The sequence below is a fragment of the Paenibacillus sp. BT-177 genome (genome assembly GCF_025846815.2).
Classification (GTDB): Bacteria; Bacillota; Bacilli; order Paenibacillales; family Paenibacillaceae; genus Paenibacillus; species Paenibacillus polymyxa_C.
In genome coordinates, this window is record NZ_JAOYTP010000003.1 from 462,031 (window position 1) to 489,013 (window position 26,983).

28 protein-coding genes are annotated in these 26,983 nt (G+C 46.9%); 5 read left to right on the top strand and 23 right to left on the bottom strand.

Annotation, left to right across the window (positions count from 1 at the left end; genetic code table 11):
• Positions 1-88 precede the first annotated feature (88 nt).
• From OIU26_RS12500 to OIU26_RS12515, 4 genes are all read right to left on the bottom strand, one after another.
• Positions 89-1,498 carry a glycoside hydrolase family 1 protein gene (locus tag OIU26_RS12500; protein WP_264217123.1) on the bottom strand — a complete coding sequence of 470 codons (1,410 nt, stop codon included), beginning with the start codon at positions 1,496-1,498 and terminating at the stop codon, positions 89-91.
• Between the two features lie 71 nt (positions 1,499-1,569).
• Positions 1,570-2,898 carry a PTS cellobiose transporter subunit IIC gene (gene celB / locus OIU26_RS12505; protein ID WP_264217009.1) on the bottom strand — a complete coding sequence of 443 codons (1,329 nt, stop codon included), beginning with the start codon at positions 2,896-2,898 and terminating at the stop codon, positions 1,570-1,572.
• An 84-nt stretch (positions 2,899-2,982) separates the two neighbouring features.
• Positions 2,983-3,315: a PTS lactose/cellobiose transporter subunit IIA gene (locus OIU26_RS12510; RefSeq protein ID WP_264217010.1), complete on the bottom strand. Its 333-nt coding sequence runs from the start codon at positions 3,313-3,315 to the stop codon at positions 2,983-2,985.
• Positions 3,308-3,625: a PTS sugar transporter subunit IIB gene (locus OIU26_RS12515; protein ID WP_013373718.1), complete on the bottom strand. Its 318-nt coding sequence runs from the start codon at positions 3,623-3,625 to the stop codon at positions 3,308-3,310. Before OIU26_RS12515 ends, OIU26_RS12510 begins: the two co-directional genes overlap by 8 nt.
• A gap of 265 nt (positions 3,626-3,890) precedes the next feature.
• Here OIU26_RS12515 and OIU26_RS12520 point away from each other — a divergent pair, with 265 nt between their 5' ends.
• Positions 3,891-4,226 (top strand): hypothetical protein, encoded by a 336-nt coding sequence (locus tag OIU26_RS12520; RefSeq protein WP_264217011.1) that lies wholly within the window; start codon positions 3,891-3,893, stop codon positions 4,224-4,226.
• A gap of 157 nt (positions 4,227-4,383) precedes the next feature.
• The gene (locus tag OIU26_RS12525; RefSeq protein WP_264217012.1) at positions 4,384-5,499 is read left to right on the top strand and encodes a WG repeat-containing protein; all 1,116 of its coding nucleotides are present in this window, start codon (positions 4,384-4,386) and stop codon (positions 5,497-5,499) included.
• 71 nt (positions 5,500-5,570) lie between these two features.
• Here the strand turns inward: OIU26_RS12525 and OIU26_RS12530 are convergent, their stop codons facing one another.
• From OIU26_RS12530 to OIU26_RS12545, 4 genes are all read right to left on the bottom strand, one after another.
• The gene (locus tag OIU26_RS12530; protein ID WP_040102563.1) at positions 5,571-6,008 is read right to left on the bottom strand and encodes a hypothetical protein; all 438 of its coding nucleotides are present in this window, start codon (positions 6,006-6,008) and stop codon (positions 5,571-5,573) included.
• A gap of 213 nt (positions 6,009-6,221) precedes the next feature.
• Positions 6,222-6,377, bottom strand: coding sequence for a hypothetical protein (locus OIU26_RS12535; RefSeq protein WP_165264084.1), 156 nt, complete (start codon positions 6,375-6,377; stop codon positions 6,222-6,224).
• 12 nt (positions 6,378-6,389) lie between these two features.
• Entirely contained in the window at positions 6,390-6,956 is a 567-nt protein-coding gene (locus tag OIU26_RS12540) for a hypothetical protein (RefSeq protein WP_025675743.1), read from the bottom strand.
• Positions 6,957-6,969: 13 nt separating this feature from the next.
• On the bottom strand, positions 6,970-8,484 hold the full coding sequence (locus tag OIU26_RS12545; RefSeq protein WP_264217013.1) for a DUF4153 domain-containing protein: 1,515 nt from the start codon (positions 8,482-8,484) through the stop codon (positions 6,970-6,972).
• 147 nt (positions 8,485-8,631) lie between these two features.
• Here OIU26_RS12545 and OIU26_RS12550 point away from each other — a divergent pair, with 147 nt between their 5' ends.
• A complete protein-coding gene (locus OIU26_RS12550) occupies positions 8,632-10,374 on the top strand; it encodes an ABC transporter substrate-binding protein (RefSeq protein WP_264217014.1) in 1,743 nt (580 codons plus the stop codon).
• A 207-nt stretch (positions 10,375-10,581) separates the two neighbouring features.
• On the opposite strand, the gene OIU26_RS12555 is transcribed toward OIU26_RS12550, so the two are convergent.
• Positions 10,582-11,982 carry a helix-turn-helix domain-containing protein gene (locus tag OIU26_RS12555; protein ID WP_165082065.1) on the bottom strand — a complete coding sequence of 467 codons (1,401 nt, stop codon included), beginning with the start codon at positions 11,980-11,982 and terminating at the stop codon, positions 10,582-10,584.
• 211 nt (positions 11,983-12,193) lie between these two features.
• Between OIU26_RS12555 and OIU26_RS12560 the strand changes: the two genes are divergently transcribed.
• Positions 12,194-12,439 (top strand): DUF6953 family protein, encoded by a 246-nt coding sequence (locus OIU26_RS12560; RefSeq protein ID WP_013373729.1) that lies wholly within the window; start codon positions 12,194-12,196, stop codon positions 12,437-12,439.
• Positions 12,440-12,481: 42 nt separating this feature from the next.
• Here the strand turns inward: OIU26_RS12560 and OIU26_RS12565 are convergent, their stop codons facing one another.
• Positions 12,482-13,441 carry a helix-turn-helix transcriptional regulator gene (locus OIU26_RS12565; RefSeq protein ID WP_436449142.1) on the bottom strand — a complete coding sequence of 320 codons (960 nt, stop codon included), beginning with the start codon at positions 13,439-13,441 and terminating at the stop codon, positions 12,482-12,484.
• Positions 13,442-13,554: 113 nt separating this feature from the next.
• Between OIU26_RS12565 and OIU26_RS12570 the strand changes: the two genes are divergently transcribed.
• Positions 13,555-14,502, top strand: coding sequence for a Gfo/Idh/MocA family protein (locus tag OIU26_RS12570; protein WP_264217015.1), 948 nt, complete (start codon positions 13,555-13,557; stop codon positions 14,500-14,502).
• Positions 14,503-14,540: 38 nt separating this feature from the next.
• Here OIU26_RS12570 and OIU26_RS12575 read toward each other — a convergent pair whose 3' ends face one another.
• The 13 genes from OIU26_RS12575 to nikB (OIU26_RS12635) form a co-directional block, all read right to left on the bottom strand.
• Positions 14,541-15,554, bottom strand: a complete 1,014-nt coding sequence (locus tag OIU26_RS12575) for an asparaginase (protein ID WP_044786650.1) — start codon at positions 15,552-15,554, stop codon at positions 14,541-14,543.
• A 230-nt stretch (positions 15,555-15,784) separates the two neighbouring features.
• Positions 15,785-16,552, bottom strand: a complete 768-nt coding sequence (locus OIU26_RS12580; protein ID WP_264217125.1) for an amino acid ABC transporter ATP-binding protein — start codon at positions 16,550-16,552, stop codon at positions 15,785-15,787.
• 4 nt (positions 16,553-16,556) lie between these two features.
• On the bottom strand, positions 16,557-17,273 hold the full coding sequence (locus tag OIU26_RS12585; protein WP_016822612.1) for an amino acid ABC transporter permease: 717 nt from the start codon (positions 17,271-17,273) through the stop codon (positions 16,557-16,559).
• 30 nt (positions 17,274-17,303) lie between these two features.
• Positions 17,304-18,113: a transporter substrate-binding domain-containing protein gene (locus OIU26_RS12590; RefSeq protein WP_013373735.1), complete on the bottom strand. Its 810-nt coding sequence runs from the start codon at positions 18,111-18,113 to the stop codon at positions 17,304-17,306.
• A gap of 140 nt (positions 18,114-18,253) precedes the next feature.
• A complete protein-coding gene (gene nikE, locus OIU26_RS12595) occupies positions 18,254-19,063 on the bottom strand; it encodes a nickel import ATP-binding protein NikE (RefSeq protein WP_264217016.1) in 810 nt (269 codons plus the stop codon).
• A gap of 41 nt (positions 19,064-19,104) precedes the next feature.
• Entirely contained in the window at positions 19,105-19,926 is an 822-nt protein-coding gene (locus tag OIU26_RS12600; RefSeq protein WP_165082077.1) for an ABC transporter ATP-binding protein, read from the bottom strand.
• Positions 19,927-19,945: 19 nt separating this feature from the next.
• Entirely contained in the window at positions 19,946-20,776 is an 831-nt protein-coding gene (nikC, locus tag OIU26_RS12605; protein ID WP_264217126.1) for a nickel ABC transporter permease subunit NikC, read from the bottom strand.
• Entirely contained in the window at positions 20,776-21,720 is a 945-nt protein-coding gene (gene nikB / locus OIU26_RS12610; protein ID WP_113050105.1) for a nickel ABC transporter permease subunit NikB, read from the bottom strand. The genes nikC (OIU26_RS12605) and nikB (OIU26_RS12610) overlap by 1 nt, the downstream gene beginning before the upstream one ends.
• A 46-nt stretch (positions 21,721-21,766) precedes the next feature.
• Complete coding sequence (gene nikA, locus OIU26_RS12615; protein WP_264217017.1) at positions 21,767-23,392, bottom strand: nickel ABC transporter substrate-binding protein; 1,626 nt, start codon at positions 23,390-23,392, stop codon at positions 21,767-21,769.
• A gap of 142 nt (positions 23,393-23,534) precedes the next feature.
• Complete coding sequence (locus tag OIU26_RS12620; RefSeq protein WP_264217018.1) at positions 23,535-24,314, bottom strand: ABC transporter ATP-binding protein; 780 nt, start codon at positions 24,312-24,314, stop codon at positions 23,535-23,537.
• Positions 24,311-25,213 (bottom strand): ATP-binding cassette domain-containing protein, encoded by a 903-nt coding sequence (locus OIU26_RS12625; RefSeq protein ID WP_264217019.1) that lies wholly within the window; start codon positions 25,211-25,213, stop codon positions 24,311-24,313. Before OIU26_RS12625 ends, OIU26_RS12620 begins: the two co-directional genes overlap by 4 nt.
• Entirely contained in the window at positions 25,213-26,028 is an 816-nt protein-coding gene (nikC, locus tag OIU26_RS12630) for a nickel transporter permease (RefSeq protein WP_264217020.1), read from the bottom strand. The genes OIU26_RS12625 and nikC (OIU26_RS12630) overlap by 1 nt, the downstream gene beginning before the upstream one ends.
• Before the next feature lie 14 nt (positions 26,029-26,042).
• Entirely contained in the window at positions 26,043-26,972 is a 930-nt protein-coding gene (gene nikB / locus OIU26_RS12635; protein WP_129550236.1) for a nickel ABC transporter permease, read from the bottom strand.
• Positions 26,973-26,983 lie beyond the last annotated feature (11 nt).

Consider the following 26,983-nt stretch of genomic DNA (forward strand, 5'->3'; position numbering starts at 1 on the left):
TACCGAACAATATACTTTCTCACCAGCAGTATACAGGGTAACTTGGCTCGGTGATAAAAAAAGGTGGTCCAGAGGACCACCCACCACCTTAGAATCCGTTATTTTCGATCACTTGCTTGAACCAGTGCCCACTCTGTTTAACGGATCTTTTGCCTTCGTTCTGAAGGTCGACAGATACGAAGCCATAGCGATTTTTATAAGCGTTCGTCCAGGACCAGTTGTCCATAAATGTCCATAAGTGATAACCTTTTACATTGGAGCCTTCTGAGATGGCACGTTGGACCCATTTGAGATGCTCACGGATAAAATCAATGCGATAGTCATCATGGATCATGCCGTTCTCATCCCTGAATTTTTCCTCGCCTTGAACACCCATTCCGTTTTCTGATATGAAGCATTCAATGTTTCCATAACTCTCCCTGACGTTGGTCAGAATGTCGTAAATGCCCTTCTCATAAATCTCCCAGCCTCGCATCTCATTCATCTTACGACCAGGCATGGCGTAATAATCGAAGAATCGTTCCGGCACAAAAGGCGCATCTGGATTCGGAAGACTTTCGCGAGCCTTGACTCTGCGCGGCTGATAATAGTTAATCCCCAGCAGGTCCACAGTGCCTTGACGTATAATCTCCCGGTCTCCGTCTTCCATGTTTGGTACGAATCCCTCTTGGCGTAACAACTCCACGAGCAAAGGATTAAATTCTCCCGTCACAGATGGGTCTAAAAAGGAACGGTTAAAGAACGCGTCGCATATTTCAGCAGCCTGCACGTCTGCCGGGTGCTGACTACGCGGATAAGTTGGCGTCAGGTTCAAAATAATACCAATTTTGCCCTTATAACCGCCTTCTTTGTAAGCCTTAATGGCACTCGCGCTCGATAGCAGGGTATGATATCCCACCTGTACAGCTTTCCCGAAATCCACTTCATTTGGATAGTGGAAATCGTACAGATAGCCGCCTTCCACCGGGACAATCGGCTCGTTATGTGTAAACCATTTGGCTACACGATCCCCGAATAGCTCAAAGCAAGTGTTAGTGTAATCCACGTAAGCTTCGACCGTCTCCCGGTTTACCCAGCCTCCTTTTTCCTGTAAAGCCATCGGCAAATCAAAATGATACAGATTCACAAACGGCTCAATCCCCGCCTCATGCAACTCTGCAATGACGGCATTATAGAATTGAACCGCCTTCTGGTTCAATTCACCTCTTCCTGCTGGAAACAGGCGTGACCAGGAAATGGAGAACCGGAAGGAGTTATGGCCAAGCTCTTTCATGAGTGCAATATCTTCTTTGTAACGAGTATAGAAGCGGGATGTATCGCCAGGTCCCACCCCGTCATAAAAACGGTTTGGCTCCTGTTCAAACCAATAATCCCAGATGTTCGGTCCTTTGCCGTCTCCCTCCACGGTTCCTTCTGTCTGGGTAGCCGAGGCTGATGACCCCCACCAGAAGTCGGATGGAAAACGGTATTGAATGGCTTGCTGCTCTGTATCTTTCATTTCGGTATGATTCACAGCTCTACTCCTCTCTCTTTTGCAATGAATAAGCCGCTAGTTCAGGCTCATTCACACTACATTCCAACAGTTTGATCCTTACCTGCAATGGCTGCTTGGTTAATCTCCTCTTCCTGCTCTTTACGGACGTTCATTCGATCAATAAATTTCAGGAATGGGAACCAAATGACAAAAACGACAGCCATATTAAACAACTGCAGTACGCCTCCCATTAGAGATCCCGTAGCCATCATTCCACTAAAGAACAACGGCATCGTCCAAGGGACCTGTATTCCGTTAGGCGGTGGTACAAGCCCGGTGGACATCGCGAAGTAAGTAATCAGCGTAACGATCATTGGAGCAATGACCCATGGGACAAAAATAAGCGGATTCATCACAATCGGCAAACCGAAAATGACGGGTTCATTGACATTGAATAGACCTGGTCCAATGGCCAACTTACTGACCTGCTTCAATTGCTTGCTCTTTAGGAAGATCAGAATCGTAAGCACGACTGCCAGTGTCATACCTGTACCACCGATACCTACGGTATAAATATCCACAAACTGCTTGGTGATAATATGTGGCAGTTCTGCTCCTTTGGAGTACGCTTCGTAGTTTTCAAGTGCCAGCGTATTCCAGATCGGTTCCATGACTGAGTTGATAATAATTTGACCATGAAGCCCAAAGAACCATAAAAGCTGAACAAAGAAAATAGCAATTAATGTAGGAACAATACCACTGCCCAAATGCACCAGAGGTGCCTGTACAGCATGATAAATCAGATCATGCAGGTTATTATGAAGAGTCAGTGTAACTACAACATTAATGATCAAAAATATGCCCAATGTGATACACGCCGGAAGCAAAGCGGCAAACGATTTGGCAACAGCTGGCGGAACGCCTGGAGGCATTTTGATAACAATGTTCCGCTGTGTCACTCTTCGGTAAATTTCAGCAGCTATAAAAGCAACGATCATGCCAAGGAACATTCCTTTGGCCCCAATCCGATCCAACGGAATGACACCAGCAATCGTGGCACCGCTTTCTTGTGTCAGCACAAACGGGGTGAGCATCAAGAAGCTGACCAACGCGATCATGCCGCCGAATATGGGCTCGACCTTATAACTTCGGGATAAATAATAGCCGATCCCGACAACCACGAATAAGGTCATGATGTTCAGGGTGGCACTCGGCGCAATGTTCAGCAGACTGTTAAAAGTCGCATAATTACCGTCGCCCATCCAACTTTTTAGAAACGGCAGATTGATAATAACGACAATGATGGAGCCAAAAACTGTTAATGGAAATGACAACATAAATGCATCACGCAGTACAGTAAGATAGCGGTTGTTGTTCAGTTTACCGGCAATAGGTATCAGTATCCGGCTTAATTTTTCAAACAAAGCCTATTCCTCCCCGCGAAGTGACTTGCATCAATAGAGTTGCAAGCATTTCATGTCCCAAAATTCACAATTTTACAGGTCCTACTATAAACTTCTGGATTTGAACAGCTCCAGCAGCTCTTGAACCAAATCCTTCATGGTAGCCGTGGACATCAGATGATCCTCGGCATGCATCAGAAGGAGCGAGAAGGGAGTTTGGGTTCCTCCCGCTTCCTTCTTAACCATTTGAAAATGGATATCATGTGCGGCACGTAAATCTTGCTTGGCTTGTTTGAGCAATTCGTCCGCACCTTCTACATTCTCATTTCTGTATTCAGTCAGCGCCTGAATCACTTTACTGCGAGCGCTTCCACTGTGAAGAATAAGTTGGAAACTAATTTGCTCTTCCGTCAGTTCAGCTATATTGATCTTATCCATTTTTGCGTTCCACCAGCTTTACGGCCTGTTCATAGGCTTTCTTACCGTCAACCATTCCGTAGGCCATCATGTCGATCACTTCTACATGAATACCATATTGAGATGCTTCCTTTTCCAGTTGTCCTTTAAGAAAACTCATCTGCGGGCCAATCAATACCGCGTCAGCCTTAGCCATATCTTCTGCCGCTTGATCTTGACCTACTGCCCAAATTTCAGCCTCATCTCCAATGGACTTAGCATATTCCTGCATCTTGGTAACCAGCAAACTTGTAGACATACCTGAGCTGCACGCCAGTAAAATTTTCTTCATGATTATTCCTTCCCTTCAAGGTCTGATTGGATGATAACTACTAGAAAACGTTTACAGCGTAATTATAAATCCGCTTTTCGAATTTGTCTATACATTTAACATATATGTATAGACTTTTTTTAAAATGACACATTTTCTCTTTTTTTTGAAAAATGAACTGATTCCTTATCTTTAATCTCTCAATAGTAATCGATTCTCACTATAAGAGATGTGCGAGGCTTAGCGAGCAGCGGCATCAAGCACTTCAGGATTGCACGCAGGATATATGAGGAAGCACCCAGAACGCTACGTTGCTGCGGTACTACCGGAGCTTCGCTTTGAGGATGAACAGTTTAATATCGTGCTGTCTGCCCAGTTTCTGTTTAGGTATAGTGATCGACTCGACTATGAGTTTCATAAAAATACGGTACACGCACTGCTACGAGTGGCTTCAGAGGAAGTCCGCATTTTTCCTCTGACCGATTTAACAGGCACTCGTTACGATCTGCTAGATCGTTTGATTCTTGAGCTGGAGGCAGAAGGCTTACGGGTGACGGAGGCCAAGGTCCCGTATGAGTTTATGCGTAACGGCAACTCTCTGTTGAGCATCCGAAAGATGTAGGTCAGGTTTAGAGCTTTCACACACTGAAAATTAGAAAAAATTTGAATATCAAGAAACATTCCTACATTTTTATCGTCTATATTATGGAAGGCCTTACGTATGAGGGCAGAATTCTTTGAAGCCCGAAGTTAAAATCAACTCACAAAGGAGCTTATGCATGTTGAAAAAGTTAGGATTAGCTGCATTGATTCTGGTGACTAGCCTCTCCATTATGGGAACAGGTTGGGCCGCATCCAGTACAACAACCATTGAAGTCTCTAAAACCGCTGTAGATTACAACATTGCTCGTCCTTCAAGCGATGGTGCTTTCCATGATGGCTTATTGGCCGCTGAAACATCTGCCGGAAACCTTGTGTATTACAATACCAAAGGACAAAAAGCTTTCTCTCTTCCCGCCGAGCTTAAACCTATTGGTGATTTTCAAGAGCAACGAGCTGTAGTCAAAAATACAAAAACCAATCTCTATGGATACATTAATACCAAAGGGACACTGGTTATTCCTTGCCAATATACCGAAGCCAATGTCTTTTCCGAAGGCAAAGCCAAGGTCACAATAGCAGACACCAAAGAAAATGCAATTATAGATCGAACGGGAAAAATCCTTTCTCATTTTAAAGAAAATGTGGATTCAGAATATGTATTTACAGAAGGTCTGGCTCTTGCCTATGCCCCTAACACTGGGAAGATTGGTTTTGTGAATGTTTCCGGTAAACTAGCGATTCCTTATCAATATAAATACAGCCGTAGTTTCTCGAATGGCTTGGCTATTGTTCAAAATAGCAAGGGGCTATACGGTTATATCAATACGGCAGGCAAAGAAGTCATTCCACCTCAATACAAATCCGGCGGAGACTTCTCGGAAGGATTAGCTCCAGTACAAAATGCCAAGGGTAAATGGGGATTCATCAATAAACAGGGAAAAGTCGTGATTCCCTTTAAATTTACGGATGCACAGGATTTTAGCGAGGGCCTGGCCAGTGTGAAAAATGCGAAAAATGAGGTTGGGTTTATTGATAGAACCGGAACATTGGTCATTAAATATCAACAAAAATATGACGTTACATCTCCATTCAAGGAAGGCATTGCTTTAGTCGGTAAACAAGCAAACTCATCCGTTTCGGACGGAAAATTCGGATACATCAATCGCCAAGGTCAACTGCTGACCAAGCTTGAATACAGATCGGAATCTTCTTCCTTCTCTAATGGTTATGCTGTTGCTTTTATCAAGCCAGGCAAAGCCTTCATTGTATCTAAACATTCTGTTTCAAAATAAAAAACAACCCTGGAGGCAGATCGAATGGATCTGCTTCCAGGGTTGTTTAGATTGCCAATATCTCAAACCACTTAGTCGTGTGTATAGAATTTTACGCCAGGCAGATCAGCTGCCACCCAAGAATAATTAATAGTATTACTGTTGTAATTTTTGGTCCCCGCCTGAGCGATCTGTACTTCCTTCAAGATCGTAATCGATGATCCCTTCGGTCTGACGACGACGACATGACCATGTCCGTCCGCTTTTTTGATCCCAATCGTAGGGTACCCGAGATTTGCTCTTTTTTGAGCATCCTGAAAAGTTACAGAGGACCAGCCTGGCGCCTTTTTATTCAGTAAAGCATCAGCCATTTGATTGGCTAAGCCACCTGGCAAGGAAGCCGACATCGCAGCCATCACATCTTGCGCGAAAATATTACATTTTGTTCCACCTACTGGTGAATACTTTTTGTTCGTTTCTACCTTAAAGCCATCGATTACAGATGCGTATGTGCTTGCACTTCTAGCCATTGAAAATTCCCCCTGAATATAAGTTGTAGAGGAAATGACGGAGTCGCTTGAACATCTGAATGGCTCCACATTCATTGATGTTGGCTTCAATTCCCTCTCAACTATTAGGGTGATTTCCGGCTTACTTTAACAACGCAATACCACAGAAAATGAACTCTTTTTATATTTCCTATTCAGATTCCATTCACAGTGATAACCAGGGCTTTTGCTTGATTAATCATCACTTAGTTGAAGACTTTCTTCACTGATTACGGTTGGAACGATAAGCTCAGGAGTAGTCGCAGGCTTAGCGGGTGTAAAATAGTCTGCAACCCCCACCATTACAGCAATGCCAATAAACAGCACGATCCAATTACGATTCTTTTTCATCACCTGTACCTCTCATTCTTCACTGCGCCCGTTCAGCCACTTGAACCAGTGGAGCAAATGACTGAATCGGTATTCATGCTGGGAAGCATACGTCCATACCTCTGGCTCTTCACCAGGTTCCCTCCAGACGAGCATGGAAAAGTGACCTTCTTTCTCGCTTGCAACCGACAGCAGCGAAAGACGATCATCCCCGAATCGGTAAGGGGCCGATTCTACCCAGTAATTTCGCATATCGCTGATCCAGCTGCGAAAATGCTGTGTACCTACGATTCGCAGCACTTCATCAGGAAGGAGCAGATGCTCATGGATGTCCTTCCAATCCCCTGCATATTGGTACCGCGCTGCCAACATTGGACTGAGCGGTCTCACTTTGCCTAGAGCCAACGTAGGGATGCAGGTGACGGGAACGACCGGGCCAATACGCTGGATAGCATAAGCACGGGCTTCCTCCTCACTCATCCCGTAGGACATAGCCTCCACGAGAAAATCATTCCGCCTTACACCAAATTGATACTGATATTGTGACATTTCATCCTGTAGCTCCAATACCATATCCTGTGTCGTATCTGTTCCGATCATTCCCAAACACCTCTCATTCCAAAATATAGTCGTGCAATTCCTGTTGCGCTCGATACTTAGCCCAATTGAATTCTGGCCAATTCGATTCTTCTCTCGTCATGCTCATCAAGCGGGTTTGTAAAAACTCATCCAGCGCTCCATGTTCCTTACGGCTAAAATCAATCAGCAGTGGAATCGCGTCCGCTGATAGCTCACTCAAATATTCCTTGTCTATCACCGATGTTGTACGATACCGTTCGAGATTATTTTCAGCTATCCGTACATCAATGCCCACATAATTCACGGCGACATAGGCGATTAGAGCGAGTACAATATAATATTTCGCCAGTGGAAGCTGGCGGACATGAATGCGCACAGCTGCAACGAGCAGCAGCAAGCCTAGAAAAATCATAAATGCGTGTACCAGATAGCGGATATACGTATAGCCGTATGCTTCTTCGTACATGACCAGCCGGGTATATCCCGAGTACAGCATCACACCCGAACAACCAACGAGTATGTACAGCAGGCCGCTGTTCAATGTTTGCACTATACCTGAGCCGAATTCAGTCCACTTCAATACACTGATCATCAGCACAAAGTTGATACCTGTTACCATAACCAGCTCCCCGAATCCTCTTCTCGCATATTCAGCATACGAGGTTCCTTCTGGCAAAGCCCCTTCCCATGCACCAAACAGATATCCGAACTGCAGCACGACGAACACAACATACACCAGATTCATGACAATCAGCACTGTAGCGGTAATGACAGGATCAAACTTGATCGCGACCGGCTCGTGGTAAGGTACTGCTACTGCTGGCTGAGCCTCTCTCTCCGTATTCCGCGGAGCAGGCTGTACAAATCCCCACAAGTAACAGAAAAAACAGAAGGTAAAAAAGCAGGTCCAGATCAGCCGCGGCAAACCACTCCCAAAGGTCAATGTACCAATCCATGCGGGTATGCCTGATAACAACTCTTCGAACATCCCGTCTGCGGAAGCCAGCAAAGATATAATAATGAGTAGCAACGGCAAGGCAATAAGTAGACCGATTATCACTTTACCCAATACACGCTTACGCTCATCCTTTACATTTCGAAAGGCTGCCGTCTTAAACATCCGAAACGGGGTCACGATATGGCGAAAATTTTGATAAAACCAATGGCTTAGCGCCTGACCGATAATACCGATTTCCGACCAGCCATGCCTTTTTTCCCCGAACAGCAACACCATATGCACGCTAATCAGAGCAGCTATAGCCAGGGCATTTAACACATAGAAGATCGGGTTATCGAACAGCACATATGTCAGTGCCAGCATCATAATGACCACAAACAACAGACGTCCTATCCATGAAAGGGGCTGGCAACGATCTCGATTAAAGGAATACATATACACGTAAAATACAATAACAAAAATAGGCATAGACACGCCCAGCCCATGTCCGAAGAATAGATATTGATGAACCAGCGCCAACACAATAGCGCCAGCAAAGGCGGACAACAATGACGCTTTCGGTAAAGACGATCCACTCATCTTGTCATGCATGGTAAATACCTCCACAACTATGCTTTATAAGCCTTATTGTAGATGATAAAATAAGAAGATAAAGAGAAATTAATCGAAATAAAATTTCCTATTTTATAAAAGCAGTTACGCTTTTACTCAAGCATAGGGGAAACGGAGCATTCCTGAATGAAACTTCACGCCCAATTTTTACGGCTTCACTCCCACGCAGCTGACGACAGGGACGAGAACCATACCATAGAGACTACGCTGGATGAGCTGGCGGCTATTTTTGACTGCACCCACCGCAACGCCTTGATGATCATTCAGAAAATGGAGCAGCACGACTGGATACAATGGACTCCCCGCCGAGGCAGAGGCCGCCGTTCCAGTCTACGCTTCCTCATTCAGCCGGAAGACATTGCCGTGCAATCCATGATGCAAGCCATAGACCGCCATGATATCAAACGCGCACTGGATGAAATCCGAGCTCATTCACGCTCCTCCACCATGCAGGAGCATTTACAAGGCTGGCTGCTGAATTATTTCGGGCATCACGCAGAGGTGCGCAGTGATCAGCAGCAGATCGACACGCTGCGTCTGCCTATTCGCCAGCAGCTCTATACGCTGGACCCGTTGTACTTGAACTGGCTCGCCGAGTCCTTCGTATCCAGCCATGTTTTTGACGGGCTGGCCCGCCGGGCGAACGAGAGCGGCGAGATTTTGCCGGGACTGGCGCACGCTTGGGAAGTGGACACTACTCGTACGCAGTGGACTTTTTTCCTGCGTAAAGAAGTGCTGTTTCATAACGGCAAAATACTGACCGCGGAAGACGTCGTTTATACCTTTGAGCGACTGAGCCTGGCGCCGGGAAGGAGACTTTACCATTTTATCGTCCGGCAAATTCAGCACGTTCAGGCGTTGAGTCCGACGATGGTACGCTTTGTACTAAAGGAGCCGAACGAGCTATTTTTATCCTTCCTGTGTACCAGCCGGGCTGCAATTGTACCGCGTGAGCTTAATCAGGTGGGTGAAGCCGCATTTGGCGTCCGTCCTATCGGTACAGGGGCTTTCAAGGTCACGGAAATGAACGAAAGCCTGTGCCTACTTGAGGCTTTTTCGCCCTATTTTCAAGGTCGTGCTCATCTAGATCGGGTGGAAATCGTCCAACTCCCGTGGGCAACTAAGCTAGAATCGTCGGATATGGAAGACACCGCTTCCTCTTTTCACATTATCCATAATCCTATCCTGGCAAGAGACACGGATACCGCATGGAGCCAGATTCACTCGGCAGCTTCGGTGCGCAAATTTATCACATGTAACACACACAAGGACGGACCGCTGCGCAACCCGGAAATACGTGCTCGGATTGTAGCATGTCTGGATCATCGTCCCCTTCCTTCAGCAGTGGATTCATCTAACGCTAACGATTCATGTGAACCACTGGCGGCGTTGCAAATTGCCACCATTTCTGAGTATAGAGCGGATGCAGAACGGGTCGCGGCCCAGCTCGAATCCTGTGGATATACCTGTAACATCGTAGCCGCATCCATGAATGAATTTAAAAGTTCATCGATTCGTATGGAGTCAGACTTAATCATCTTTTCTCTGTTTCGTGACCGTGATGAGCAATTGCGCCTGTTTGATCTGTATCTTAATGTATCCGGACATGTGGAGCCGCATAGCCGCGTGGATATCGAAAGACTGCTGCGCGAAATTGCACGGGAAGCTGATCATACCGTCAGAGCGCAGCAATTTGAACATATCGAAACTCGGCTCATGGATGAGCACCAGCTGCATATCTTATATGAAAAGCCCGTTCAAACGGCATATCTTCCTACTGTACGCGGCGTATCCTTTAACAGCCAGGGCTGGGTGGATCTGCGTCATGTATGGTTTCCGCCTGCTCAGCTCCCCACTCCTCTCACTTGACGGCAAGGACGCTCCTTCAAATGCACTTCCAAATAAAAAAGGTATCCTCTTCTTCATAAGAGAATACCTTTTTTAATGTTATACTAGACCCTCTATGCGAATGGTTCAGGAGATGACAATGCCCATCCCCCCAGCCCATGACTGTGGACATCGCTTGGGTCTTCTATAGGAGGGGTGACGGGTGGAAAATGCAATAGGATAAAAACATTAAATGCGAGCAGAGAAAAAACGATCTTTTTTATCATGGATGTACTCTACCTCTCCAAGTAAGTTTTTATACTCCTCTTTGTCCTCAGAAGTGGCAGTATGCCGATACTTTTCAAATAGTCCTACACATTTGATGGTGACAGGATTACCATTCAGCACAACAGAATAGGAAAGGCTTTCGAGCAAAAATTTCATACCCTTGGAATACCGATGTTTGTTGAGATCGTAACAAGCCATCTCTGCCAAAAATCGTGCATAAAGATCTGCTGACATTTGCTCCGTATAAGTGCCTACCTTGGTATGCTGATCTGCAAATGCCTCAATTTGTTTTTCAAAGTGTTTCAGTACATGATCTACATTAAAATCATAGCGGTTGGCTGCTACCATTATTTTATGTAACCCGACCAGAATTTCACCCTCATTTTTTTCTAAATAATCCACGTACTGCGGAATCACATCCAGGCTACCGGACATCAACTGATACAAATATCCGTTGGCCTCAGCCCAGTTGCTACAAAGGGCCTTCAAATGCCGAGCTTCCTCCGTATCCTCTTGCACCCAGCTCAAATCCGAGTATAGGGATACATATTCCAGTGCCTTCTGATAATCCCCGCGCTCATCCCACACCCCGGCACGGAGCACGTAAGAGTATACAATATACATAAACAAAGGACCCTTAGGTTCCTTGCCACGCTCTGATTTTCTGGTATTTCCGTATTTTTGCTCGTATTGTACTTTGGCTTTTTGAGCCATTTTTTCAGCAAACCATTCTACTTTATCCCAACGCCGCAAGGAAGCATACGTATTAGCCAAATCTCTTAAGGCATCCAATTGGTCTGCCTCACTCAACCGCTCCACAAAGCTTTCAAAATGTGTGGCTGCCCATAAATTTTCATCCTGATCATCGCCAATGGCAATTGTAAATAAACGGTATTGGCAGAGCGCCAGCCGCTCCGAATGTTGATACTTCTCACTTTCCGCGACATTCTTATAAATAATGGCCGCAGCCTCAAACCTACCTTCGCTGAACAATTCCTCCGCTGTCTCAAACAAAGCCGGGGCGTATATGAGATAGTCCATCATAAACTCCACGACTTGCTTAATACATTCCAATTTATTCAGCTCTGCACAGCGATGCAAAAAGGGACGAACCCGTCGCCAATTCGGTGCCGTATTCCGTATAAATTCATCAATGTATAGCTCATAGAGGCTCCCTTCTTCAAGCCCCATGCCTGCAGCAATCCGATCCAGCAACAGCATCGCAATTGGACGGTTACCGTTGATAATGGCACTGATCGTACCTGCATTAATACCTGTCTTCTCCCCAAACTTACTAATCGTAATTCCTTCTCGTCTGATGTACTGCTCCAGCTCTGCGCGAATAGTGGTTGTTTCCTTCAAATCAGGCACCCCCAGGGATAACTTGCATGATTTCAATACAAAAAAAGAAAATTCCCGTGAATATTCCCTTAATTATACAAAAGAAAGCCCACTTAGCCAACTGCATAAGTACATTTATATCAAAAAATTCAATAATTCTCCGAATTGCCGTATACTACAGGAGGCGAGCTGAACAGCTACACCCAATCGGTCGCAGGAAAGGATACGACAAATGGACAACACCCCAACTATAGAACAACAAATTGCACAATGGATGGTCGCGCAGATCCGTGAAGTGGGCACTTTGAAACAAGAAGATGCCATTGCATATGTACGCTCTGAATACGGAGAGCAGTATGTGTTTATAAGCGAGCATGGTCATGTTTCTTTGGAAAAAGAAATCAAAAAGGCATTTCGCAAGCTACATGGTGGCCGAATCGCCTGGGATCGTGATGCATTCCTCTGGGCCTGGACTTAACAAGCAAAAGCATCTGCTATCGGCAGATGTTTTTCTGATGATTTAACCGTAGATCCTCTGGAGTCGGCTAATTTCCTCCTTCACAAACTGTCGGAGTATTGCAGGCTCCACGATTTCAACCCGGCCGATCCAATCCATCGCATCGCGGCAAGCCGCTTCATAGCTATACATGTTAACGGTTACAATGAAGTGACTGCCCTCCTGCACAGACTGAATGATTTCCATCCTTTTCGCTAGTATTCCAGCTTGCTTCTTAGTCGTTCGGATCAGAACAGGATAGTATTCTTTCTCTCTACAAAGCTGCTTAAACGTGCTTTCTTGCCTCATCCAATAATGTTCCAGTGAGAAATCTCCAGGAACCTCAAAGACTTCGGCAGACGGCTGAATCTCTATAATTCGCTCACACTTAAAGGTCCGAATCTCCTGCCCGACTTCACAAAAGGCAATAAGATACCAATCTCCCTTTTTCACCACAAGTCCATAGGGATGTACATCGCGAGAAGAACAAGAGCCGTCAGCTTTCTCATACTGAATAGTTACTTTATAGGACCCCCACACTGCCGCTCTCACAGCTTCCAGGCAAGGAATCGTTACACGTTCCGTCCACCACGGTGTATCATCAAAATAAAACCGCGCTTTGGCTTTTTGAATATCGGACTGATATGGGGCCGGCATCGTCTGTTCCAGTTTGAGCAAAGTATTCTTTAACTTCAAACCCGATTCTGTGGACCCGCCCGTATAAATGCCCATCCCCGTTAAATACAACTGAATGACATCCCCGCCATTCAACTGTTTCAGGTTCGCCGTATAACCGTCCATTAAATAAATTCCGCCCTTCGGGCCGGATGCGGTAACAATCGGAACTCCGGCTTCAGCCAGAAGGTCGATATCCCTGTAAATGGAGCGTACAGAGGTTTCCAGTGCCAACGCCAATTCCTTGGCTTTCATTCTCCCTCTAGATTCGATACATAATAAAATCGCAATTAAACGATGCAGTCTCACAAATCATACCTCCAAAATAGATGGTTAGCCCGAAATGAAAAGATGATGCAAAGATTGTTGACACCCTGTTGGCAGGATTAGGTGTGTATCATAGAAGTAAAGGGGTGTAATGGATGATGAATATTGGAATTTTGGGGACGGGATTCGGCGCGTATCATGCCTCACTGTTAAACAACCATCCCAAGGTAAACAGACTCATTGTATTTGGAAGGAACGAAACCAAGCTGCAAAAATTGAAAGAGGAGCTAAACGTAGAAGTCACACAAAATATAGAGGATATTCTGCTGGATCCGGACGTGGATATCGTCGATCTATGCCTGCCCTCCCACCTGCATAGGTCACATGCCATTGATGCGCTAAAGCACGGGAAGCATGTATTTTGTGAAACACCGGTTTGCTTTCATCTCGAAGACGCTCTTCTTATGCACCAAGCTGAGAAGCAATATGGCAAAAAAATTCTGGTCAACCAGTTCATTAAGTTTGATCCTGCCTATACCTATCTGTACGAGGCTTATCGCCAACAAAAATACGGAAAACTCATTTCTTTGTCCTTGAAAAGAGAAACTCCTCCCCTGTGGGGAGACCTTGGACTAAGTTCCATCCCTACGCAGTTCATGATTCATGAACTGGATTTATTCACCTGGTTATGGGGTCCCTGTGATCCATATACAGTGTGGGGTACAGAGGTAGTCCATCCCGAACAGGCACAGGTTCGGGCTTACTATCAGCATCGGGATGCCTTCACAGAAGTCATCGCTTCTTCCCATATGCCGAAAAGCTATCCTTTCACGGTAGCCTATGAGGCTTATTTTGAAAAAGCCAAACTGGTATTTCATGAGAGTGACGAAAACGATCCTATACCCACCGCATTATTTGAGTATACCGCATCAGGACAGCAAAAAATCAATCTCGAATCTGCCAATCCATACGAAAAAATTTGGGATCATGCACTTGAATGCTTTGGCGGACATGCGGAATGCCTCATTCCCCTGGAGTCGGCCGTACAAGCACTGGAAATGGCCATTGAGATTAAAAACAGGCTGGAGCAGGCTCGGCGTTAGCCGGTATGTAGCTGGCACCTACGGAAATCGGCTTCCTATCAGGAAGCTGTATCCGCAGGCAAGGACACTTCGTCCGCGTAGTTCGTTGCCATAATCTTGGCTACCCCGGCCGGGTCTGTCGTCTGTCCCAACGCCCACATCATTTTCGTCACCAGCGCTTCCGTTGTCATGTCATACCCCGGAATAACACCCTTCTCCAGTACCTTCTGACCTACCTCATAAATCGTCAGGTCCCCGCCCTCATAAGGACATTGAGTTGTGACGACAATACTCATACCGTCCTTCATCAGCTCCTCAATTTTGCTAATGAGGCTTCTTTCTTTAAAAGGCACGCCCCCCATGCCAAAGCCCTCAATGACGATACCTTTATAGCCCAAACTCTGAATAGCATCGAAAATCGCGGGATTCGTACCTGGAATCAGCCTGAGCAGAAATACTTCAGCAGCATACCCGTCATTGTATGGGTGACGAACGGTATCACGATTTGCAAATACACCCTCCGTATAGACCACCTTCCCGTTCTCCACGAGACCTATGTACGGATAGTTAATACTCTCAAAAGCGTTATAACTGCGTGTTCTGATTTTCGAGCTGCGACTACCGTTGATAATTTTGCCATTAAACACGACAAAAACCCCTGCCACCTCGCCACATGCGGTCAGGAATGAGTCAATTACATTTTTTTTGGAATCACTGTGCTCCGCCAATATGGATACCTGCGAACCTGTCACCACAACGGGTTTGTCTACAGTGCCCAACATGAAGCTCAGGGCTGAAGCTGTGTAAGCCATCGTATCCGTGCCATGGGCAATAACAATACCGTCGTATTGATCGAGCGAACGATGTACCATCCGAGCGATGGAAGCCCAATCCTCTGGTTGTGTATTGGTGCTATCAATGCTCATCAGATTGCAGGCATCAATCTCGCAAATTTCCTGAAGCTCCGGAATTTCAGCCAAAATATTTTCAGCCGATTGGGTTGGAGTCAGGCCGTTTTCCTGATAGGAGGAAGAAATTGTTCCTCCGGTATTAATGAACAGAACCTTTTTCATTTGCCAATGTTCCTTCCCGATTACAACTTCACTTTATTGTTCTTAGAATTTATCATGAATAAGGGTGATTAGCTACTTTGCAAAGGAAAATAACTTCGAATGTAAGGCTAAAAAAGCACGACAAAACAAGCGCCGACTTTCCTGCCTACCGCGACTTGTTTAGCGTGCTTTTTACGATAGTTGCAATGAATCTACAGCACTGCACATACCTTTAACCCATTCACGTACTTTTATGGCGATGCTGGCTGGTCCTGTAACGTTCTTTGCCCCAAAGCTTTGCCCAAGAATTGTCGTGTCCGTTCTTCCTTCGGATGATTGAAAAACTGTTCCACCGGCCCCTGTTCCACGATCGCACCATGCTCCATCAGCACGACCCGATCCGCTACATCCCTCGCAAAACCAAGCTCATGCGTAACAATAATCATCGTATTGCCTTCACTCGCCACCTTTTGAATTACGGACAGCACTTCATCCACCAGCTCAGGATCGAGTGAGGAGGTTGGCTCATCGAACAACAACACCTGCGGATTCAGCGCCAAAGCGCGGGCAATCGCAACACGCTGCTGTTGTCCACCCGAAAGCTGGGCAGGATAATAGGTCATACGATCCTTTAACCCGACCTTTTCTAAAATGCCTTCACTGATCTCCCTTGCCTGCTTGCGATCCATCTTTTTCACACTGGTCAGACCAATCATCACATTGTGGAGTGCATTCAAATTTTTAAACAGCTGATATTGCTGAAATACCATTGCCGTTGCCATCCGCAATCCGAGAATATCCTTTTTTCCTGCCTTGGCCGCATCTACCTTCAGACCGTCAATTTCAATGATACCGCTGGTCGGCTGTTCCAAAAAATTAATGCTACGCAGCAGTGTAGACTTCCCCGATCCGCTTGGCCCCAGGATGACCACAACTTCTCCCTTGCCTACCGTCAGGTCTATGCCCTTTAACACATGATGCTGCCCAAAATGCTTATGAATTTGATGAAGTTGAATCATGCCCTTATTCACTTCTTTCGTATATTCGGATACGCTTCTCCAGCACAACAAGCCCGCGCTCAATAATGATGCACACCAACCAGTAGATCAAAGACACCGCAACATAGACCTCAAAAAAAGCCAACGCTCGCGCGCCCATAATTTTGGCCTGTCCCATCATATCGACGACACCAATCATAAAAATAAAAGATGTATCCTTCACTGTACTGATCAGTGTGTTTCCCAAATTTGGCAAAGCCACCGTTAGCGCCTGCGGCAATACAATTTTGAGCATAATCTGTGTTTGGCTCATGCCGATGGAATTGGCAGCCTCAAATTGTCCCCGATCGACTGAATGAATCGCTGCCCGGAATGTCTCCGACAAATATCCTCCAAGGTTCAACGAAAATGAAAGCAACGCAAACAGCTCGGGCGGAATGACATAGACATTGAATTGCTGCAAGAAGCCATATTCGCTCTGAAAATAATACAAAAACTTGGGTATTCCGTAATATACGAGAAACAGCTGCACAATGAGCGGTGTTCCCCGGATGTACGAGACATACAACGTAGACAAGGGCGCCAAGACAGGCACCTTGTATATCCGGATTAAGGCCGTAGCCAACCCGATGATCGCACCCAGCAGCATGGAGACAAACGCAATCCATAAGGTAACAGGGAGATACTCCACGATCTGGGGAAGGCTTTTCAGCATATAATCTAAATCAAACAGCTTTTCCATAGGAACCCCACTCTACTTTTTACATTGTTATTACTGAGGAATAAATTCTCCGCCTGTCCACTGTTCAGACAATTTTTTCAGTGTTCCGTCCGCTTTAAGTTCTTTAATAATCGGGTCGATTTTAGCTTTCAGCTCCTCACCCTGCTTATCCTTTTTGAACACCAGATTGATATTATCGCTTTGCACAGGCTCGCCCACAGCTTCCACCTGCAAGCCTTCCTTCTTGATCGTTGCTGCGGCCATCACTGGATCATTCACATAAGCATCCACTCGGCCATTTTGCACGTCTTGGAGGTTATCGGACGAAGTGCCTGTATCGTTATATTTTAAAATAATTTTGTTCCCGTTCTTCGCATTATACTGCTCTAGCAACTGCGTATAGGAATCCCCTACCGAGGCGGCTACCTTCTTGCCTTCCAAATCCTTGAGAGAATGGATATCCGTTCTACCCTTTTTCACAATAATAACCGACTGAGCGGAGAAATAGGACTCATCCGAGAACAGATACTTCTTTTCTCGCTCCGGATTTTTGGCAACTTCATCTGCGATGATCTGAACTTTATTCGCATCCAGCGCAAGGAATATCGCATCCCAGCCCGAAGGTACAAATTCAATCTTATAGCCGTCCAGCTTCTTATCGATCTCCTTGACTACTTCCACATCGTATCCGGTCAGCTCGTTTTTATCATTCGTAAAAGCAAACGGCGGGTAGTCATTTTGTGTCCCCACATAGAGTACCTTATCCCCTGATGCCGCTTCCTTCGAGGAACATCCACTCAAAGCACCCGTTAATAACACAAGAGATAGGCCAATCGCTGCTACTAAAGCAGATTTCTTCATAAGTGATATCCCCTTTTGAAATCCAAGTAATTTACTATGATTTTATATTATAACGAGTTATTCAAATAATACAACTAGCAAATTTCATTTCGATTATCTAATCAGATATTGCACAAAAAAAGACCCTTGCGGGTCAGTTGTTATTCATGAAGTGGAAGACGGTCTGCTGGATGTTCCGGTAAAATGGACGAAATTAAACGTTGCACAGCTGGGTGAGCAGATTCAAAAATCTGATCTTTCTCAGCACAGTGCTCGACTAATTTCCCTTGTTCCATCACAGCAATGCCATCACAGACGGCGTAAGCCGCTCGAATATCATGCGTGATAAACAGATATGACAATCCAAATGAAGTTTTCAGCTCTTCCAACAGGGATAAAATGCGCATCTGATGAACCATATCCAGACTGCTGACGGACTCATCCAGCACGATCAGCTTGGGTCTGAGCGCAATCGCCCGTGCAATGTTAATCCGCTGTAATTGTCCGCCGCTGAATTGATGCGGATATTTATTCCGATCCTCCGGCTTAAGACCCACCCGCTCCAGCAGACCTTCTACCGTTCTTTTTTGTTCCTGCACTGATAACCGCTCGTAATTGTCCAAGGGCTCTCCGATAATCTGTCCGGCGGTCATGCGAGGGTTTACAGCAGAATAGCAGTCCTGGAATACAACCTGCATATCCCGTCGCAATCCCCTGCGTACTTGAGGACTCCCATTATAGATGTCCTGCCCCTGAAACAGTACCTGACCCTCCTGCGGCTTCTCCAGCCCCAGAATAACCTTGCCCAGCGTGCTCTTCCCCGCTCCGCTAGTTCCCAGCAGTCCCAGACAAAATCCGCTCTCTATGGTAAGCGACACATCAGTGAGCACAGGGAGACGTGATTCGGAGCGGCCCAGCCATTTGCGCTTTCTATAGCTATGAGTTACTTCCTTCACTTGCAGCACACGCATTCGCTCCCCTTTTGAAAGTATCCAACAGGCAACTAATCGCCCTACTGATTTATGCCCTGAAGGGACAACTTAGGTCTGGCCTGCAGCAGCATTTTCGTATATTCATGCTGTGGCTGGTCGAACAACTGAAAAACCTCTGCCTGCTCAACAATACGTCCCCGCTGCATCACTGCCACTTCATCCGCCATTTGGGAGATGACACCCAGATCATGCGAGATCAGCAAAATAGACGTGTCATATTCCGTACGCAAGCGATCCAACTCTCTCAGCACCTGTAGCTGATTGACCACATCGAGTGCCGTTGTCGGTTCATCCGCAATAACCACTGCTGGTCGCAGGCACATGGAAATGGCGATCATGACCCGTTGCAGCATCCCGCCACTCAACTGAAACGAATAACGCTTCATTAGCTTGGCTGGATTGGGCAGATTCATATTTTCCAGAGCCGTTATGGCAAGATCCCGGGCCTGTTGTTTGGTTAATCCGGTATGCGTGCGGATCGTTTCCATAAACTGATCCCCAATCGTATACACTGGCGTAAAAGCTCGCATCGGATTTTGCATAATAAAAGCGATTTCCTTGCCCCGAATGCGGCGCATCTCCTCAGCTGCCATTCCGTTCAACTCACGACCGTTCAGACGGACACTGCCTTCCACATCCATCGTCTGACGATCCAGTAACTGGAGAAGCGCGTTACAGGTTACTGTTTTGCCGCTCCCACTCTCGCCGACAAGACCCAGAACCTGCCCCTTTTCCAGTTCAAAATGGATAGGTTCTAGTAGAGATACCGCCCCTGCATCAGTTTTGAGCTTTACCTGCAAGCCGCTGACCTCCAGCACCTGCGTCTTGGCCGTGTCATCCATCGTTGTCCCCACTCCTGTTTTACTGACGTTTGGCAATCCCGTATCGGTCGGACAGCGTCTCCCCCAATATATTGAAGGCCATCACCACCACCAGAATCATGATACCCGGATAAATCATTAATTCCGGATGACTGCGGATGTATCCCGTTCCCTCATGAATCATGGCTCCCCATTCAGGAGTCGGCGGCTGGATACCTAGACCAAGGAATGACAACGCGGAGATGTCCATAATCGCCCAGCCCATCTCCAGCGTACCAATGACCATAATCGGCCGCAGCACATTTGGAATGATGTGCCGCCGGATAATGGCCCCTGAGGAGGAGCCGCTAATCCTTGCGGCCGCTATAAAATTCTGCTCTTTCAGAATGACGACCATATTGCGGCACATTCGGGCATAGTACACCCACTGCACCAGCATCAAGGCAAACAGCACCTGCATGAGACCCGGCCCAAAAATACCGACAATGCCGAGCACAAGCACCAAGTTGGGAAACGCCATAATGCCTTCGCAAAACCGCATCAGTACACTATCGACCCAACCGCCCAAATAACCTGCAATTGATCCGATTACAACACCGATGCTTAGCGAGGACAGGAAAATTAATGTCGCAAAGCCGAGCGAAATTCGTGCTCCATACAGCAGCCGGGATAGATTACACCGACCCAGATGATCCGTTCCCAGCCAATACTCTTTTGAAGGGCCTTCCAGCTTATGCAGTAAATTAACCTTAACGGGATCATGGGGAGCTAGCCACGGAGCCAGCGCCATTATGATAAAAAGGGCTGCCAGCACGACTGAGCAAACCACGATTACCTTTTGATCCTTGAACATTTTACGCAACCTTATCATCACTGCTCTGCTCGTCCCTTCGAGGAAATTCGGGGGTCCATATACAACTGCACCAGATCAACGAGCAAATTGCATACGATGAACAGGCATGCCGCCAGAAACACATAGCATTGTATGACGGGAATATCCCGGTTAAAAATGGCTTCCACAAAATAACGGCCAAACCCAGGCCATGAAAACACCTGCTCCACAATAATCGTTCCAGTCAGCAACTTGCCCAGATTCATGCCCATACTTGTTATTAGCGGAGTCATAGCCATTTTGAGTATGTGCTTGAGCATAATCACCCGCTCGCGTATTCCTCTGGTTCTGGCATACAGTACATACGTTTCCTGAAGCTGTTCCAGCACACTGGATCGCAGCAGGCGCGTATATAAAGCAATCAGAACCAGCGACAGAGTCAACGTCGGTAACACCAGATGCTGCCACGTTCCCCGACCCTCTACAGGTAGCCAGTCCAATCGGACAGAGAAAAAGAAGATTAACAAATATCCCAGCCAGAACTGGGGAATAGACGCCCCGAAATACGAAATCCCCCGACTCAGCATGTCGATCCAGCCATTTTTACGCATCGCCGCCAACACACCCAACGGGATGCTCACCAGTATAGATAGTGCCATGCTGCTTAAGGCCAACTCAACAGTGGCAGGCAATCGAGCCTTCACCTCATCCCACACTGGCTTGTTGGTCAGATACGAAGTACCAAAATCCAACCGACTGATTCTTTGAATTGTATGCATATACTGTGTCAGCAATGGCTGATCCAGTCCGAACTCATGTCTTTTCTGCTCCAGAACTTCCGGGGTAGGATAAATATGGGCAGCCGTCAAGTAAGCTTCAGCCGGATCAACCGGTGAAATGTGAATGAGTGCAAAAGTAACGAGGGTGGCAAAGAGAACAATAGGAATGACCGCTACCATTCGCTTCCCGATATAGCTAATCATAAGTTGTCCTCCTATCCTGTAAATTAACGTTACCTCACCGTTTCAGTTACTTTCCAATTTCAATTCCCTCAAATGGATTTTCATCCCGATTAGCTGGAAATACAAAGTTTGTAATCTTTTTCTGATACACTGCCGTTTTCTTAATATACGAAATAGGCACAATGGCAGATTGCTCTTGGAGCGTCTTCAAAATCGAAGCATACAGTTCTTGACGCTTGGTTTCATCTGTCGATGAAAGTGCTTCGTGTACTTGCTGATCCAGATCCTTCTTCATGGGAAGGGCGCTCAGCACCTCAGAAATTCCGAAGCTCTTCTTGGCAATAACATTAATAAAGGAATGCGGATCATAAGGCGCACCATAGTTGTACCAGAAATACAGATCAAACTGGTTGGATCTAAGCCGCTTGATTTGAACCGTCAGCTCCAGTCCGGTCAGATTCACTTTGACACCCAGCTCTCCCCATTCAGCCTGAATGGTTTCAGCCATCGCCTTTTGGATCGGATCGGTCTTATCGAAAATCAGCTCAAAATCCAGCTGTTGTCCGTCTTTCTCCCGTACTGTGCTGCCTGCGGGCAGCTTCCAGCCAGCCTCATCCAACAATGCTTTGGATTTTTCCACATCATAGCCTATTGGCTGTAAGTCGACATTCGTATACGGGTAGTTTTTGGATAAAACCGTATCCGCTGTTTCCTCCAGCCCCGAGGTTACGCCTTCCACCATCGCCTGCTTGTTAAATCCATGCTGGAGTGCCAGACGTACCCGAAGGTCTGCCAGTTTGGGATTGGACGAGTTGAGCAACAGGCTTCTTGTGCCGACAGGCTCGGACAGCGTGGTAACATACTGATTCGTGTCGCGCAGCTGTTTGAAAGCATCCAGGCTAATAACGCCCTCTCCATAAATCAGATCCAGGTCGCCTTTTTCAAAGGCCATTACACGTGTTTCACCATCGGGAATAATTTTGACCGTAATTTTGTCAACCTTCGGTGCAGTACCCCAATAATTCGGATTACGCTTAAAGGTTGCATATTCATCCTGCTTGTATTCATCCAGCATCCAAGGTCCTGTACCTACAGGTTTCTTAATCCCTTTGGACGTATCTCCATCATCCGGGAACCCGGCTTCACCCAAAAAACGGAACGGGCGAACGACAGACAGATCCTGAATAACTGGGTAGTATGGCTCTTTGAGCGTCATTCGGAACGTACTGTCATCTACTGCTTCAGTTTTGTCGAGAACGCCTACTATACCAAGCCAGCTATGCGTTTTCTCATTTTTCATAATAGCGTCAAAGTTCTTTTTCACAATCGCCGCATTAAACAGCGTTCCATCGGAAAATTTCACACCTTTACGCAGCTTAAACGTATATGTCTTGCCGTCCTTGGATATGGTCCAAGATTCAGCCAAAGCAGGCTCTAGCTTGCCTCCTTGCTTGTAGCTGACTAACGGCTCATAAATCATGGATTGTGCAAATAGCTGGGAAGGGTTGTATACGTGAGGATTCATTGTACCAATGTCCCGCGGCCACGATAGCGTGATCGACTTTTCATTGGCAGTTCCGTTAGTAGAGGTGGATGCAGGTGTGTTCTCCTGCTTCGCGCAGCCCAGAATAACGGATAATAAGAGGAGCGTCACCAACATAAGGGTGGCAGTCTTGCGGTGTCGAACGGACATCAATGTATTTCCCCTTTTCTATATATGTGATAATGATTATCATAATCATATTTAGAATAGGTACCACATTATATTTTGTCAACAATATTCGGCAAGCAGAGCTATTATTTATTTTGAATTTGTATAATATTAAATTTATGGATTAATCCTCCAATGTTTGAAATAGGGCACGCGTGTATTCATGCTTCAATAGTTCTTCATCCCAATCCTCAAATATTTCCACGATCTCTCCCTGAACCATGACGGCAACACGATCACAGAACGTACGGGTGGACTGAAGATCATGGGTGATAAAAAGATAGGACAGCTGGCGTTCGAGCTGCATTCTTTTGAGCATGTCTAGCACGGAGGACTGGGTTGACGTATCCAAATTGGCGACCGATTCATCGAACAGGATGATTTCTGGTTCAACCGCCAACGCCCGAGCAATGCACACCCGCTGTTTTTGTCCACCGCTTAGCTGTGCAGGGTATTTTCCCAGACTGTCAGCCTCCAACCCTACCGATTCCAGTAAGGAAAGGCAGATATCCAGCGCCCTTACCTTTCGCTTAGGAAAATAGTTACGGATCGGCTCCATCAAAATATCTTGAATGGTCATACGGGGATGCAGTGAAGAGGCCGAGTCCTGCGCAACCAACTGGATTCGTTTGTACAGATGAATATCCTTCATCCTTCTAGTATGTATGGGCTGGTGATCCAGCCAGATTTCCCCTGAAGTCAACGACTCCAGCCCCAGGATACACTGCGCCAGCGTGCTTTTGCCACTTCCGCTTTCTCCAACCAATCCAAGGCATTCTCCCTGTCGTAATTCCAGACTCACTTTCTGTATAGCCTGCTGCTGACTCTGTCTCGTGTTGAACCAGCCTTTTCTCAGTCTGCGGACAGGGTAAGCTTTGGTGACGTTCTTCAATTCCAGTATCACGGTTGCATCCTTCCTTCCGGGGTCATCTCCAGCACCCGATCTGCTATGCGGCTTATCCCCTGACGATCATGTGAAATTAACAAAATCGTGAGATCGAAATCTTCCCTCAACTGTAGAAACAAGGCCAGAACCTTGTCGCGGTTAATAACATCCAGCGCCGTAGTAGGCTCGTCGGCAATAAAGAGGCGCGGACCAGAGCTTAACATTGCAGCCAGCAGGACCCTTTGGCACATACCTCCGCTTAGTTCAAAAGGATAGGATGACAGAATATGCTCAGGATCGGCAAAACCGACCTTGCGGAGCAGAGAACACAAATAGGCTTCCTGCCCTGGAATAGTACGGCCTCCAGCCAGCTCCGTGACACGGTTCAACATCTGCCGCATCCGTGACAGCACGCCCTGGGGCTGCGATGCAGTGTGGGACAGGGCAGCATCAGCTTGCCCCAGCTCCTTCTGGGCGTGCATCATGCGCAGCCCGTTCAGTCTAAGCGTATCCGTCAGCTGGGCACGGACGGTACGGATCGGATTCAGCCCGCTCAGCGATTGCTGAATGAGCAGGGCAATTTCCCCACGGCGCAGTCTTTGCCAGCGCTGTTCATGGAACGGGATAATGTCTTCCCCGTTATAGTAGATGCACCCTTGCGTAACACCAACACCTGGGTCCAGCATACCCGCGATTGCGTGTGCGGTCAGACTTTTGCCGCATCCACTTGGCCCAGTCAAGGCTACAATTTCCCCTGGGTAGACGGAAAAGTTCACATCCCGTAATAGCGGTTTGCTTTCGCTTTCGCTGGCTCTTACACCTGTACGGCAAATCTCCAAATGTTCCACGTGTAACAACGGTTTTTGCATGTATGCTTGCTCTATGTCCTTTCGCCCCGTGACTGGTCGCTCCCCCACTATTTCGCCGCCTCCTTTTCTGAAAAATGATCACCCAGAAGCTGGCAGGCAAGCACAAATAGCATAATCGCCAAACCCGGGAAGATCATAACATGCGGAGCCACCTGAAAATACGAGGTTGCATCATGCAGCATCACACCCCACTCTGGCTTGGGCGGCTGTACACCCAGTCCAAGAAAGGAGAGCCCAGCGATCATTAACACCACGCGTCCGATATCCCATACCGTATAAACCAACAATTGCGGCCATACTTGTGGCAATACATAACGCCTTAGTATGCGCACGTGTGAATTACCGGACAAACGGGCATACCGTACATAGTCCTCCTGGCAAGCTTTTTGAACCAAACTACGGATATAGCGGACATAGCCCGCCCACCGTACCGCAATAATCGCTAAGGTCATGTTGACGAAACCCGGCCCCAAAATACCCACAATCGCTACCGTTAAAATAATATCAGGAAAAGCCAGTACGCCGTCGATTCCCCGCATAATCAACTGATCCACGCGCCCTCGCACATAACCAATGAGCAAGCCTGTGGGCAGACTGATACACAGCGTAGCTACCGTAATCGCACAAGCGATTAGCACACTCGTCCGAATCCCGTAAATGAGCCGTGACAGCACATCCCGACCCAAATGATCCGTACCAAAAGGATATTTCCGACTGGGTGGTGCCAGACGGTTCAGAAGGTCCACATGCAGAGGATCATGAGGAGCGGCCCATGGAGCCAGCAATCCGAGCAGCACGATCAAGCCAAACAGTGCGCCCCCTGTCAGCAAGCTTCCTCTAAAGGAAAGCCGTACCTTTTTCATTTGCAGCTTCCCCCTTAACGCAAACGCAGCCTTGGATCTATCACCGTCTGGACCACATCCACCAAACACTGAACACCTACAATTAAAAATGCGGCAAACATAACATATCCCTGAATCACCGGGTAATCCCGCTGCGTAATTGCATCTATAAAATACTTGCCCAACCCTGGCCATGAAAAAATGGTCTCTACGATGACGTTACCTGCCAGCATAAATGATAGATTCGTACCTAACAGCGTAATCATTGGCAGAACGGCATGTTTAAATAGCTCAAAAAAGAGAATATGCATACGGGAAAAACCGCGAGCCCTCGCTGCCTTCACAAAATTGCGGTCACTCAGCTCCAGCATTTGAGCGCGCAATACACGAGCTTGCACCGTTCCCAATCCTGCACCAAGCGTCAGCGCTGGGAGTACTAAATGTGTCCAGTCCTCCCTTCCCATGGATGGGAGCCAGCCCAAGCGAACGGAAAATAGATAGATTAGCAGAAAACCAAGCCAAAAAGAAGGGATCGACGATCCTAGCAAAGCGAACAGCCTGCCCAGACGATCTAGTGGACCGCTGACTTTTAGCGAGGCAGCCAGCCCCATCCCAAGCGTAAGCACCGTCATGACGGCAAAGCCCGCCAAAGCTAGCTCCACCGTAGCGGGCAGTCTGCTCCACAGTTCGTTTAGCACCGACTCCTTGGACACATATGAGGTTCCCCAATGTCCCGTGAACACATCCCGCAGCCAGTTCACATATTGAATATGAAGCGGCTCATTCAAGCCCAGTTCGTTTCGCAGCGCGGTCAGCGCCTCCCCAGAAGCAGGAACATTATGCGCGGTGAGTAAAATGAGGGCAGGGTCACCAGGGGCCAGCCTCATCAGTACAAAAGTCAGCGTGGATACAACGAATACAATGATGGGCAGCTGCGCCACACGTTCCAGTATAAAACGAATCATAGGATACGTAG